Annotated in this window: 12 protein-coding genes; 7 read left to right on the top strand and 5 right to left on the bottom strand. The window is 42.9% G+C overall.

Features of this window, described 5'->3' with window-relative positions:
• Nucleotides 1-350: 350 nt before the first annotated feature.
• The 5 genes from L4D74_RS20365 to L4D74_RS20385 form a co-directional block, all read right to left on the bottom strand.
• A complete protein-coding gene (locus L4D74_RS20365) occupies nt 351-1,433 on the bottom strand; it encodes a glycerol dehydrogenase (protein ID WP_428754354.1) in 1,083 nt (360 codons plus the stop codon).
• A 59-nt stretch (nt 1,434-1,492) separates the two neighbouring features.
• Nucleotides 1,493-3,124 (bottom strand): dihydroxyacetone kinase subunit DhaK, encoded by a 1,632-nt coding sequence (locus L4D74_RS20370; protein WP_428754356.1) that lies wholly within the window; start codon nt 3,122-3,124, stop codon nt 1,493-1,495.
• A gap of 183 nt (nt 3,125-3,307) precedes the next feature.
• Nucleotides 3,308-4,489: a mannonate dehydratase gene (uxuA, locus tag L4D74_RS20375; RefSeq protein WP_428754358.1), complete on the bottom strand. Its 1,182-nt coding sequence runs from the start codon at nt 4,487-4,489 to the stop codon at nt 3,308-3,310.
• A 60-nt stretch (nt 4,490-4,549) separates the two neighbouring features.
• Entirely contained in the window at nt 4,550-5,302 is a 753-nt protein-coding gene (locus tag L4D74_RS20380) for an FCD domain-containing protein (protein ID WP_428754360.1), read from the bottom strand.
• A 9-nt stretch (nt 5,303-5,311) separates the two neighbouring features.
• Nucleotides 5,312-6,817 (bottom strand): hypothetical protein, encoded by a 1,506-nt coding sequence (locus L4D74_RS20385; RefSeq protein ID WP_428754362.1) that lies wholly within the window; start codon nt 6,815-6,817, stop codon nt 5,312-5,314.
• Nucleotides 6,818-7,174: 357 nt separating this feature from the next.
• Here L4D74_RS20385 and L4D74_RS20390 point away from each other — a divergent pair, with 357 nt between their 5' ends.
• Genes L4D74_RS20390 through L4D74_RS20420 form a run of 7 tightly spaced genes read left to right on the top strand, consistent with a single transcriptional unit; the run spans nt 7,175 to nt 14,439 of the window.
• Entirely contained in the window at nt 7,175-8,152 is a 978-nt protein-coding gene (locus tag L4D74_RS20390) for a TRAP transporter substrate-binding protein (RefSeq protein WP_428754364.1), read from the top strand.
• Nucleotides 8,153-8,199: 47 nt separating this feature from the next.
• Nucleotides 8,200-8,700 carry a TRAP transporter small permease gene (locus tag L4D74_RS20395; RefSeq protein WP_428754365.1) on the top strand — a complete coding sequence of 167 codons (501 nt, stop codon included), beginning with the start codon at nt 8,200-8,202 and terminating at the stop codon, nt 8,698-8,700.
• 11 nt (nt 8,701-8,711) lie between these two features.
• Nucleotides 8,712-10,034 carry a TRAP transporter large permease gene (locus L4D74_RS20400; RefSeq protein WP_428754366.1) on the top strand — a complete coding sequence of 441 codons (1,323 nt, stop codon included), beginning with the start codon at nt 8,712-8,714 and terminating at the stop codon, nt 10,032-10,034.
• A gap of 23 nt (nt 10,035-10,057) precedes the next feature.
• Entirely contained in the window at nt 10,058-12,559 is a 2,502-nt protein-coding gene (locus L4D74_RS20405; RefSeq protein WP_428754367.1) for a glycoside hydrolase family 31 protein, read from the top strand.
• Nucleotides 12,552-13,445 (top strand): sugar phosphate isomerase/epimerase family protein, encoded by an 894-nt coding sequence (locus L4D74_RS20410; protein ID WP_428754368.1) that lies wholly within the window; start codon nt 12,552-12,554, stop codon nt 13,443-13,445. The genes L4D74_RS20405 and L4D74_RS20410 overlap by 8 nt, the downstream gene beginning before the upstream one ends.
• A gap of 47 nt (nt 13,446-13,492) precedes the next feature.
• Nucleotides 13,493-14,008 carry a YgjV family protein gene (locus L4D74_RS20415; protein WP_428754369.1) on the top strand — a complete coding sequence of 172 codons (516 nt, stop codon included), beginning with the start codon at nt 13,493-13,495 and terminating at the stop codon, nt 14,006-14,008.
• Nucleotides 14,008-14,439, top strand: a complete 432-nt coding sequence (locus tag L4D74_RS20420; protein ID WP_428754370.1) for an RbsD/FucU family protein — start codon at nt 14,008-14,010, stop codon at nt 14,437-14,439. The genes L4D74_RS20415 and L4D74_RS20420 overlap by 1 nt, the downstream gene beginning before the upstream one ends.
• Nucleotides 14,440-14,507: the final 68 nt, after the last annotated feature.

Raw genomic sequence — 14,507 nt, forward strand, 5'->3', positions numbered from 1 at the left:
CCGAAGTATAGGCAATGTATTTCGTATCTGCTGCAAATGTGGGGATTTTTACTGACATTATGCATAATGTTACGACATACGACACAAATTGCGTATTGATAAACTACACTTTTACAGTAAATTGTGATGTGATTTTATAAAAATAAGCAAAACAACATTCGGTTTAAAATACACCACTATGCAGAGACGTAATGAAATACACCAATATCAAGAAGAGCATTAGGTGTGTATTTAAATGAAAAGAAAAAGTGGATATTGACGGTATAGCGATGAGTTCAGTTGGGGGAAGAAATAACAAAAGTGGAACGGCATATAATATCCACTCTTGTTATTTAATGACTTAGTCGTTGTTATTTACCCAAAGTATGAGCAGTGAGTAATGCTGCGTAAACGGAGTTTGCGGTCACTTCAAATGGCATATTGTGAATAGTTTCTCCTGCTGCACAAGACGCCTCAGCAACTTCCATTAACTTTTGTTTATTCACCTCTTTGACACCCATGTCATGCAAGTTGGTCGGCAACCCTACCGCTCTGCAAAAGTTTAGAACTTCTTCAATCTCTTCCTTGGGTGCATTCTCCAACACGAGTTGAGTTAAAGTACCAAACGCCACCTTCTCACCGTGCAATAAATGGTGACATTCTTCTAATTTAGTTAAACCGTTATGAATGGCATGGGCTGCAGCCAGACCCGAGCTTTCAAAACCAATACCCGACAAATACGTATTCGCTTCAATGATGTTTTCCACGGCCTTTGTTGACACTTGATTTTCAACCGCCGCTTTTGCCTTTACCCCATCTGCAATCAACGTATCATAACAAAGACGCGCCAAAGCTTGTGCAGATCGAGTTGGTGCCCCGCCAGCCATGGTCGCTTTACCCGAGATACCATTTGCTCTTGCCTCAAAATATGTCGACAACGCATCGCCCATTCCCGCAACCAGCGTACGAACGGGTGCTGCGGCAATAATGCCAGTGTCCATAATCACCGTATCCGGATTCGACGGGAACATTAGATATTCGCTGAACTCACCTTCTGGTGTATAAATAACAGCAAGCGCACTGGTTGGTGCATCTGTTGAAGCAATGGTAGGTACAACGACTACGGGTAACTTGGTATAAAATGCTATTGATTTTGCAGTATCGAGTGTTTTACCACCACCAATACCCACTACAACATCATTGCCATTACTCTTACATACTTCAATTAAACGATCGATTTCTTGGCGAGAACACTCGCCAACAAATTGTTCAAAATTAACCGAAACTGATTCAACGCTACAACTCGTATCTACGCGTTCTCGAACCAAACCCAATACAAAGTCATCGGCAATGGCCAACGGGTTACTTCCGAAGACGGATATGTATTTACCAATATTGTCGAGTGCCCCTTCGCCCTGAATGTATTTGCTTGGAGAGATGATTATTTTGTCCATGTTCTATTCCTTTAAATTCGTAATTAACTCAAGCGCCGACCCCTAAATAAGAGGAGCTTCTACTTTCTAAATTGTGTAAACACGGTTTCTACAGCAAAGGCACCCGGATCTTTCGTTCCTGATAAGCTTTCACTATTAAGATAAGAGGAACGCCCCGCGTTCGCGTTAGTCATAGCGACGGTTGATTGAGCTCCGATCATGGCAGCATCAATCGCGGCTTCAAATCCGTAATTAACCCATGCTTCTAACGCTGGATATAACGCATCAATCATCGTGCGATCGCCAGGTTTAGCACCACCGTATGCCATCATTTGCTGAAGTCCCTTTGCCAAAGCCTTTGGAAAAGAACCCGTTGTTTCTAATTCACGACCTGCCGCCGTAAACATGATAGAAAGCAATACTCCAGATGATCCGCCCATTACCGAAGTTAAGTTATTAGCGATAACCGTTAATAATTTGGCGTGATCTTTTAGTGGCAAATTATTTGCGTTCAGTTCCGACAAGACCTTACGAGCACCAGCGCTAAACGTTGAACCCGTATCGCCGTCGCCAACAATTGAGTCCAAATGATTGAGTTCTTTTTCTATCGTAATTATCGCATCACAAACGGTACGGATAGCTAACGCTGTCTCTTCGTCATCCGATGGTTCAAACGTAGTTTTCTCTATTTTGTTGTTACATTTTAACGTAGGAATCTCACGGCGAATAACAGCACTTGGCCACGCTTCAACTTCGACAGGTGCTTGTATTGCCTTAGAAATCTCGCTATTTAATTGGATGGTGGAGATAGAGAAACCTTTCATATCAATTGCAGTCATGAGCGGTGCAGCGCCAATTACCAATTCACATTGACGACCGAGATCGGACTCCATCACTTCCTTGGTAACAATATTCATCTCTATCGGAGATAAACCACCGAGGTTATTTAAAAGAATGGCATTGTTTGTGACAGGTTTAGCTTGAAGAAGTTTGTTCACCATTGCTGTGACAAGCTCTCGAGCCGCAGGAAGTGCAATGGTCTCAATTCCTGGTTCTCCGTGGATACCGAGACCGAGCTCTGCTTTGCCCTGTGCAATACGCTCGTTAGTTTCTCCAGGTAACGAACAGCTCGTTAGAGCAACGCCAATTGATGCGGTTTTTTCGTTAGCATCCAACGCCGCCTGCTTTACTTGTTCAAGGGTGCCGCCTTGCTCTGCAGTATAACCCGCGATTTTTTGGACAAACAAAGTACCCGCAATCCCTCGCGGCTGTGGATTTTCGGGTATAGAAATATCATCCCCGACAACGACCAAATCCACCTTGTGCCCCATCTCTTTTGCTTTTTCAACAGCAAGACCAAAATTAAGGCGGTCACCCGTATAATTTTTTATGATGACTAAACAGCCAGCAGGTCCAGTCACATGCAATATAGCATTCAACACGGCATCAACGCTTGGGGCTGCGAATAAGTCGCCACAAACAGCAGCTGTCAACATTCCTTTGCCAACAAAACCAGCGTGAGCGGGTTCATGCCCCGAGCCACCACCGCAAATTAACGCGACCTTCTCTTTATTCCAGTCATTGCGAGCGACAACTTTAATATCACTTTCAAAATCGAGTAACGTGAGGTTGTCACGTTGAGATGTATATAGCGCTCCATAAATGGAGTCAATTACGAACGAGTCGGTTGAATTCAAAATAAGATCAGACATATATATTCCAAGTATTATTAATTAAAAATTCCATATGCGACATTTTTGTATAAACGTCGTATTTACTCATAACATTAACATGGACACTATATCGGTTAGGATTATTATCACCTGTAATGCCATGAAAGAAATGAATGGCTAGCTTACGCTTTGCTAGCCATTATTTTATACCGGTGCTATTTATCACTTATAGAACGCTGTTTTAAGAGCAAGCTCTAATCCACGAATTTCAGCTAAACCTTTTAATCGGCCGATACAAGAATATCCTGGGTTAGTCTTTTTATTTAAATCATCAATCATTTGGTGCCCATGATCTGGACGCATCGCAATCAAGCGGGTCTCGCCTACTTTTTTACGTCGGTGCTCTTCTTTGAGCAATGCGTTGACCACGTGATACATGTCCACGTCCCCTTCAAGATGAGCAGCCTCATGGAAACTCAAAGGGTTCTCTTCTCTTTGGGTTGAACGTAAGTGAGTAAAATAAATACGGTCACCGTATACATCAATCATCTTCACTAAATCGTTATCACCTCGTACACCATACGAGCCGGTACACATTGTAATACCATTCATCATGCTTGGCACAGCAGAGGTTAACGCTTCAATATCTTCAATCGTCGACACTATGCGTGGTAAACCAAGAATAGGTCGAGGTGGATCGTCAGGGTGTACCGCTAACCTCAAGCCATACTGTTCGCAAACCGGCATAAGGGCCTGTAAAAACAGCACTAGATGCTCTCGCAGTTTTGATTTATCAATGCCTTTATAGGTATCTAATCGAGCCTGAAATTCCTCTAAAGTGTAACCTTCCTCTGCACCTGGTAAACCTGCAATAATATTCGAAGTGAGTTTATCGATCGCGGCTTGTGGCATTGATTCAAAACGTTCAAGCGCTTGATCCACCTCCTGCTGTGTATATTCGAGTTCTGCACCTGGTCGTTTTAAAATATAGAGCTCAAATGCTGCAAATTCTATTTGATCAAATCGCAGTGCTCTAGACCCATCCGCTAATTCATACTCTAAATCAGTTCGCGTCCAGTCTAATACCGGCATAAAATTATAACATACGGTATCAATACCACATTCAGCTAGGTTAATTAAAGACTGCTTATAATTTTCGATCCATTGCTGATAATTTCCTGTGCGAGTTTTAATTTCCTCATGTACAGGAACACTTTCAACAACAGACCATACAAAGCCTTTATCTTCTATGATCTGTTTTCGTTTTAATATTTCTTCTTTAGTCCAAACTTCACCATTTGGAATATGGTGAAGTGCATTTACAATACCTGTTGCGCCCGCTTGTTTTATATCATCCAAAGATACAGGGTCATTAGGGCCATACCAACGCCATGTTTGTTCCATATTGCTTCCTCTTTATTTTCTTAAGGAAGCCAAAGTATGCTAAATAGCGAATATCAATAATTAGCCAAATAAATAGCCATCAAAATTAGGGTCATCAACATTAGATAACTCTAAAAGAGTCTGCTTTACATTTTCAAGATGTTGCCACATGGCATCTTTTGCGCCACTCGCGTCTCGTCTAACTAAAGCAGCCAAAATCATTTCATGATCTTTTAGCCACTTTTTACGATAGTCTTTATTTTCAATCCGAGAGTGTAACTGCGCCCACATCGCGCTACTGTGTCTCCTAGACCACAGGTCCTTAGCGACCTGTGCCAGAACACTGTTTTGGGAAGCTTCAGCAATCAAATGGTGAAATTGTTCATCAGCGTCATCTTCAATGTCAGATTGACTTAAATCAGCCGAATGTAAAAATTTCCTCTCGTTATCCAACGCTTGTTTCAACTTGATAATGTCATTTTTAGTCACTTGCAACGCAGCTAATGATGCTATTTCTGACTCAATATATTGTCGAGCTTGAAGAAGCTCAAAAGGACCAACATCACTCAATTCACTATTAACGATTACAGAACCGCTAACAGCATGTGTTCTTCGAATGTAGATGCCCGCCCCTTTTTTAACTTCAACAACGCCTTCAATTTCTAGCATAACAAAGGCTTCTCGAACTACGGTACGGCTTACGTCATAGGTTTCTGCAATCTCTCGTTCAGATTTGTATCTATCACCTACGACATATTGGCCATCAAAAATATCCAGCTTTAGACTGTTACCTATTTCCTGATACTTTTTTAACCTAACCGTACTGCTGTTCATTATAAATCCTTAATTATTACCAAAAATTCTGACTTTAAAGCCTAGTTCTGTCGACAATGCTACCATTTCTTGGAGTACATCACCGTAACAGATTGCAATGTGATTACTCATATAGTGACCCATAATGGTCTCTTTACTCACTCCAAGATCGGTTGGTAAAAGCGGCCACTCTGGTGTTGCACCGTTCCACCACTCATTGCGCTTTTCTTCTGGGAGATCGACGATATCTCCACGGCCAATATCCATGATAAGTTTATCATCAATATTATAGCAACGTGCCCAAGTAATTTGTCCGGGCTGACCAAGTCCAGCAAATGTGCCCCCACCAATAGGGAACTTACGACGAACTTGGCGGTAAGAGTTGACGCCCTCTAGAGAGTCGACTTGTTTGTTAAAACCATACGCGCCGCTTGAACCGGAGTTACACATCATCCATACGTCTTTGTTGTCATGCTCTCCACACCAGCGTAAGTCATGCATAAAGACAGCACCATGAAGCCCTTTTTTCTCAAGTAAACGTTTCAGCAACTCTGCTGGCATCGCATTACCTTGGTCCGCCTCAGTCGCACAAACAATAGTAGAACCGTTCGATTCAGGACGGCATGCTGAATTCAAAAGCCCTTCTGCAAAGTCGGAAGGCGGAAGCATTTCAAGCATTCCAATTTGATGCTGCCAGCCTATGCAGTCCGCTTTATACTCGTTAGCCATATCCAAAACCGTCAGATAATCCCTAAGCTGTTCTTTGGTTGATTCCGGTGTAAAGTCACCCTCCCAATGAAACTTAACCCCTTTGTCCACCACAAACTCAAATGCATCGTCAATACGCTGCTGTTCAATAAATTGGCCACGATGTGCTATCCACGACTGATCAAATTTATATTCAGAAAAGCCATACGGCATAAGTAGGCGCGGGCCAAAGTAGGAGTTCACCATGCCTTGAGACGTATCCCCCAGCATTAGCATCGTAATACGTTTGCGTTTGATTTCTTCTGCGGCGGCATGTGCCAGATCAACAGACTCTTTTTCCAATGGGATAACGGATTGAATTTGAGCGTCATCGTACCTAATTTGACCAGTGGTACACCATTCTTCTAGTCTCGACATAAACGCATCATCGATAGACCAATCTTCAGCATCAGTCCAGATTCGGCTGTGTTTTCGGTCAAAAGACTGCAACGACGCAGACGTGGAAAGTAACCCGACCAACCCTGGCCATTTTCGATTAAAGTTGGAGCAAAGCAACAATGGCGTGTCTTTACCAATTACACCCTCAAGCGTGTGCGTCCCCCAAGCAAAATGTACAAACAACCCGACAATCGGGTCTTGGATATTCCACAATTTCTCTTGAGCCTTATGAGGGCGGTCAATACACCCTTCAATGACATAAGGTTCCCAGCCTAATTTTACGAAGGCTCGCTGCAGCTGGACCAAAGCTAGTTCCGCTTCTGGCTGTGCTAGTTTGTTTGGCTTCTCATAGAACTCACCGGGCCAATATATCGCAACTCTTTTCGTCATTTGCTACTTCTCCAAATAAAATTCTTCTGTTCGCAACCACTCTACCCCATTTGGCATGCCAATTTCAATTTTAAAATCATCAAAAAATAGAGAAGTTAATTTAGTTTTGAACAGTGTCATGTTTTGACACTGAGCTGACGCAAACCTAACAAACAAAGATAAGTCGTTGTTTTAACTCAAAAACACATTTGTATACAGTATAATTACTGCAAACTCATTTTTTTGATGAATCACTCAATTAAATTATATTCTTCTCGAAAAGATGTGATGAGTGGCACACCTTTCCCATGTTTGGGTATTAATTGTTCACCAAACACCTATATTGGCATACCAGTGGAACACAAAAGGACACTTCCTATGAATAAAAAAGTAAAATTACTCACAACCCTCTCTACATTAGCGTTAAGCATTAGTGCATTTAGCGCGAATGCGCTGACATTACGTATGGCCCACAACCTAGCTGAGGACCATCCAACCAGCCAAGCAATGCAAAAATTTGCCGATGAGGTGAAAGACCGTACCGAAGGTGATGTAAAAGTTCGCCTGTTTTTCAATGGTGTATTAGGCGATGAACGCTCTGTTGTTGAACAAGTGCAACGTGGTGTCATCGATATGACACGTGTTGGCGCAGCAACATTGGAAACGTTTGACCCAATCTACTCTGCATTTACACTCCCTTATCTTTTCGATGACCGTGAACACATGTATACGGCATTACAAGGTGAAGCTGGTGAGTTTGTTTACACACAAACATTAGAGACAGGGCTTAAAGGACTTACCTTTTTTGATGGTGGTGAACGTAACTTCTACACCATTAATAAGCCAATCATGAAGCCCGAGGATCTTAGAGGCCAAAAAATCCGTGTGATGAATAGCCCTACAGCTATCAAAATGGTTCAGCTCATTGGTGGGACACCAACCCCCCTTGCTTATGGCGAAATCTTCACTTCCCTTCAGCAAGGCGTTATTGATGGCGCAGAAAACAACCCAACCGCGCTTACGCTCGGCCGCCATGGTGAAGTGGCGAAGTACTATAGCTTCGACCGCCACAATCGTATCCCTGACTTCGTCTTAATTAGTACGCGCTCTTGGGATAAGTTAACGCCAGAACAACAAGAGGCCGTGCAAGCATCCGCTGATGTTGCAAGAGACTTCCAAAAAGAACTCTGGGGTGAGCAAGAAGCGTTAGCTATTGAAGAAGCTAAATCTAAGATGGGCGTTCAGTTCTTTTACCCTGAAATTGAACCGTTCCGCGAAAAAGTGGCGCCTTTGTATGACGAGTACCGTGAAAACCAAGAGATCGCAACGTTACTTGACTTAATTCAACGTAAATAATGTTCACGTAGGCCTAACCTCGTTAGGCCTACGTACTGGTGGTAGTTATGAATCAATTATTTAAAAACCTTGAACGGTTTTGTATTGCCATTTTAGTCGCGCTTGTCATGTTATGTTTTTGGCAAGTATTCTCCCGCTACGGATTAAATAACCCAAGTACGTTTACTGAAGAATTGTTGCGATCCTTTCTAGTATGGATGGTTATGCTTGGATCAGCATTAGCATTTAGAACCAGAGAACATCTTGCTTTAGTGTTTATTTTCGAAAAATTAACACCAAGTAAAGCAAAAATCCTACGTATTATTAATGACTGTATTGTTTTGGCATTTACTCTGCTAGTAATGGTTTATGGCGGATACGATTTAATAATCTCGGCAGGAACACAAAAAACAGCCATATTAGGTATTTCCATGTCGTTAGTTTATTCATGCGTATTTATATCTGGCTTGCTAGTTACCGTAATTCAAATACAACACATAATAACAACCTTCAGCACAGAGCCACAGGACAAAAACAAATCTCCTGCCGATGCTCATACTGTTAATTAAAGGTATTGATAATGTTTGATGTCATTTCTGAGCTCATGTATGAGCCGCTATACGCTGCCATATTACTATTTAGCACGTTCTTTATCCTACTCTTCATTGGTGTTCCGATTGCTATCGCAATTGCGCTCTCTTCCGCCATACTAGGGCTGTTCATTATGCCCGATATGGCAGCGTTTGTCGGTGCTCAAAAAATGTATGCAGGTATCGATAGCTTTACTCTATTAGCTATTCCTTTCTTCATACTCGCCGGAAATATAATGAATAGCGGCGGTATAGCGTTAAGGCTCGTCAATTTTGCTAAACTTTCAGCAGGTCGATTTGCGGGTGGTCTAGCACACACCAACGTCGTTGCTAATATGCTGTTCGGTTCCATTTCGGGCTCATCGATTGCTGCCGCTGCAGCTGTTGGTGGCGTCATGGCTCCTCTACAAAAGAAAGAAGGCTATAGTCCTGAATTTTCAGCGGCCGTGAACATCGCTTCAGCGCCTTCAGGAATACTTATCCCGCCTAGTGGCCCCTTGATTCTGTTCTCACTTGTCAGTGGTGGAACGTCGATTAGTGCCTTGTTCATTGGTGGCTATATCCCAGGAATAATGATGGGACTCGCATGTATGATCGTTGCCTGGTACTACGCGAAAAAAAATAACTACCCTGTCGCAGGAAAACCAACGTTTCAAGAAGCTAAAACCGTCACTTTGCAGGCACTTCCGAGTCTCCTATTAGTTGTTGTGGTTATCGGAGGTATTGTTGGGGGCATTTTTACAGCGACAGAAGGCGCTGGAGTTGCCGTCATTTATTCATTAGGCCTCTCTATTATTTACCGAATGGCATCATTAAAGGACTATATTGAGACGTTAAGAAAGTCACTGACTATGTCAGCGTCTATTTTATTCTTAATTGCCGCATCAGGTATCATGTCATGGGTAATGGCCTTCACTGGAATCCCAGATGCAATTAGTGAACTAATTCTTCAAATTGAAAACCCTATTCTTGTATTACTACTTATAAACCTTTGTTTGCTCGTTGTTGGGACCTTTATGGACCTTACGCCAGCTGTACTTATATTTACGCCTATATTTATGCCAATCGCTGTATACCTAGGCATGGATCCGGTTCACTTCGGCTTGATGATGATATTCAACCTTGGACTTGGAAATATGACACCACCAGTAGGCAGTGTTTTATTTATTGGTTGTAGTGTAGGTAATACCACTATTGAAGGGGTCACTAAACCATTAATTCCATTTTTCTTTGCTTTGTTAGTCATGCTGATGTTCATCACATTTGTACCATTCCTAACAACAGGTCTACCAACTTTACTTAACTTAATGTAATTGATTTTTATTGGAATAATTATATGAAGACTACAAATAAACTGCTAAGTGTAAAAAAAGACAACCCTTGGTTTTCTTTAGAAACTGAATCGACAACATTAAGACTGTATTTTTTAACTGATGATATCGTCCGCCTCCGAGCTGACTTTAGTGGTAAGTTCGATGAAAGATCATACGTTCTCACCATGACTGGCTGGGAAGACAGTCTTGATGAATTTTTAGGGAAAGAAAGGCATCGAATCGACTTATTATCACCAGAAGTCATTGATAACCCGACTCATTACTTACTAAAAACAGCATCGATTACCGTCAAGTTATTTAAAGACCCGTTTGTCATTAAAATCTATGACCAAGATGGCAAGGTCATTTACGCTGACCTACCAAATCGAAATATTCAACAAGATCATTTAGGCCGTGTTTATCACTACAGTGAAGTAAAAGATGAACGCTATTTCGGCTTTGGCGAGACCACTGGCAACATCAACAAAAAAGGCGAGCATATTTCGCTTAGTCCAAAAGACGCCATCAACCACGATCCGTCTAAGACCAAGAACATGTACAAGCATATCCCTTTCTATATGCGCGTTCAAAATGACACTGGGCATGCACTAGGCATGTTTTATCATAACAGCTGGGAATCCGAGTTTCATATGGATAGCGAAGTGTCTGGTTACTGGCCTAGATACTCTTACTTCCGCTCTGAAGGTGGTGATATTGACATTTTCTTTATCAATGGACCAAAGATTACCGATGTACTCGACCGCTACACGCAGCTTACTGGCCGTCCTTACATGCCACCAAAATACTCAATGGGGTACCTTGGCTCAACCATGTATTACCCGGAGCTGCCAAAAGACTGTGATGATGCGATTCTTGGTTTCATGGAGCAAAACGACCGCGAGCAGATTCCAGTCAGTGGTTTCCAACTCTCTTCTGGCTATACAGTAGGTCCTGACAATAAGCGCTATGTCTTCACCTGGAATGACACTCGCTTCCCTAACCCATCACGTTTCTTCAAAGCAATGGAAGAACGCGGCTGCCCTGTTTCTCCAAACATTAAGCCCGGTATATTAGTCACCCACCCTCACTATGATGAGTATGCAACAAACAATGGCTTCATAAAAACAGCGGATGGTGACAATCCGTACATCGATAGTTGGTGGGGTGGAATGGGGTCTTTCGTCGACTTTACTCATCCAGATGGCCGCAGCGTATGGAAAGACCAAATGAAAAGGTCTTTAATCGACCACGGTGTCACTTCGATCTGGAACGACAACTGCGAATACGAAATCAATGATCGTATGGCGAAATGCCATTTTGATGGCATAGGTGGCACTGCAGGCGAGCTGAAATCTATTCAACCTACCCTGATGGGGAAAGTGGCTCATGAAGCACTGGAAGAATCAGCGCCAACCGTTCGTCCATATGTCATTAACCGCTCTGGCTCAGCCGGTATTCAACGCTATGCCCAAACATGGAGTGGCGATAATCCCTCTACGTGGGACGCAATGGAATATGGTCTAAAAACGATTATGGGTATGGGGCTTTCAGGTGTCGCCAATAATGGTGCGGATGTCGGTGGCTTTGCTGGCCCTCGCCCTGAAAAAGAATTGTTTGTTCGTTGGGTACAAAGCGGTGTGTTCTACCCTCGATTCTCCATTCACTCATGCAACACCGATAATACGGTCACAGAACCTTGGATGTATAAAGACGTCACGCAGCTTGTTAGAGACGCCATCCAACTTCGTTTGTCGCTGAGCCCTTACTTGTACACTTGGTTGCGTCGTTCAACTCAGACTGGCGAGCCTATTTTACGAGCCCTTATTGTCGACTTCCAAAACGATCCAAACGTCTTTGATGTTGAAGACCAATTCATGTGGGGTGATAGCCTACTCGTTGCGCCAGTCTTGAAAAAGGGACAAAAGCAACGTGATGTCTATCTGCCGGCAGGACAAAGATGGTTACGCTGGGGAACACATGAAGTCTATGCTGGCGGCCAAACTATTACGCTAGACGTAGAGCTCGATTCAATTCCAATGTTCATTAAGCAAGGTGGGTTAGTCACGAGTACTCATGATATTAATCATCTAAAACTCGACCAAGTAAATACATTGAAGTTGCACCTTGCCCCTGCATCTGGTGCGCATGAGCTGTATGAAGATGATGGCGAGACTAACAACTTCCAGTCTGGTGACTACAAATTAACAACATTCAACGTCGACTCAAAAGACATCTGTACCATTAATGTTGAATCTAAGGGCGACTATGTTAGCCCAATATCAACCTTTGAATGGCACGTCATTAGCCCTGAAAAAGGAGCATTCTGGTGTAAATTGGATGACGAACTTCTGCCACAAGTTCTCGACCGCAACCACTTTGCTGATTGTGACAAAGGGTGGATCTTTGACTGTGCGGACAACACAGTTCGTGTTCGCTACCCCAACCTCAACCAAGACCACAAACTAGAAGTTAGCTTTGAAAAATTTGACCTAATTGGAATGATTGAGGACGCAGAAGATGAATAAACTCGGTACACATATCCAAGTTTGGAAACCAACATGGACACCAAGTGAAGTCGAAGAAGCCGCAAAAAAAGCATCGGCACTAGGCTATCACTTTCTAGAAGTCCCAATTCGCGCTCCGGAAACCGTCGATGTAACCGCAATTAAGGCGATCCTTGACGCTTATGACATGACTTGTGTCTGTCCATACGTGCATGCTGCCGATCTCGACATCGCGACCGAAGATGAAAGTGTTCGTATCGCCGCAGTAGCAAAGATGAAAAAAGGCATCGACTGTGCAGCAGCACTGGGCGCGAAATGGATAACAGGCCCAACTGCTTCGGCGTTAGGAAAGTTTGATATTCAACGTACTGACCTTGAAATCGATAACTCTGCTCGTTCTATGGCTGAACTCGCTGAATACGCAAAACAGTACGGTATTAATATTTGTATAGAAGCACTCAATCGCTACGAGAACAATCTTATTAATACCGCGAAACAAGGCCGTGAATTCGTTGATAAAGTAGGCGCTGATAACCTTTATGTCCAGCTTGATTCGTTTCATATGAATATTGAAGAGTCAGACATCCGCGGTGCCATTTTGACATTAGGTGATCGTCTTGGATATATACAAGTTGCTGAAAATTATCGTGGTTATTTAGGAACAGGTGAGTTTAATTTTACCAAACTGTTTAGAGCACTCGCTGAAATAGACTACCAACATTTTATTGGTTTAGAAGTCTTTTCATCAGCCGTATCTGAACCAGCTCACTCTGGAAAACTCGCCATCTGGCGTGAAACTTGGAGCAATAGCGAAGATATAGCACAACACGCATTTAGATATATAGAGCAGCAAACCGAAGATGCCAAGCGCTATCACTCAATGCTGTCTAACGGCACGATATCTTAACCTCGTAAACACAGGAGCTGCTTCGGCAGCTCCTTGGAGACTCTATCGTGGACGTTAGTTTTGCACAGGCACTAGGCTTTCTTGGCTACTTAATAGGAATCACATTATCCCTTCAAAAAGATGATGCGAAGCTTCGATTTCTATTGGTTTGCATGTGCGCAGTCATGATGGTGCACTTCGCTCTATTGGGCAGTTATATCTCCGCTTGTATGTGCATTCTAAACGGCGCACGAACCTACTTTTCAGGCAAGACCAAAAGCCGGCGCGTTATGCTGAGCTTTATCGCACTCATGTGGTTACTCGGTTTATCTCAATTCACTGAGTATTATCAGCTCATCACTATTTTGACATCTAGCCTAGCCACGTATGGTCTGTATCGAACGAGTGGTATCCAGATGAGGTTGCTGTTCCTCACGAACAATGTCGGGTGGACTATCAATAACTATATTGTCGGTTCGATTGGCGGCACATTGATGGAAGCCACCTTTATCATAATGAACCTAATCACCATTTATCGCTTGCGTTCCGATACCAACAAAGTACTAATTCAGGACAATAAATAATGTTAAAAAATATCCCCCCAATCCTGTCCCCTGAGCTAATGAAAACATTAATGGAAATGGGCCATGGCGATAAAATCATCTTGGCCGACGCCAATTTTCCGGTCGTTTCTAATGCTCAACGAGTGATACGAGCAGACGGCCATGGAATCGCTGAGCTGCTGGATGCCATCTTAACCTTTCTGCCTCTCGATGATTATATCGACAAACCCACTTGTGTGATGGAACCCATCTCGATTGAACAAACACCTGAAGTCTGGCACGACTATGAGGTCATCATTGAAAAACATGACCAATTTAAGGGATGGGAATTCAAAGAGCGATTTGATTTCTATAAAGAAGCGCGGACATGCTTTGCCATTGTAGCTACCTCAGAAAGAGCGTTAAAGGCCAATATCATACTCACGAAAGGTGTGATTCGAGAACAGCAATAACTTGCCATCAAACCCATTATTCACACGACTCGTTGACAGAACGAGCATAAGAAGACAACGAATTACAG

It is taken from the genome of Vibrio cionasavignyae (assembly GCF_050337155.1).
Lineage (GTDB): Bacteria > Pseudomonadota > Gammaproteobacteria > Enterobacterales > Vibrionaceae > Vibrio > Vibrio nomapromontoriensis.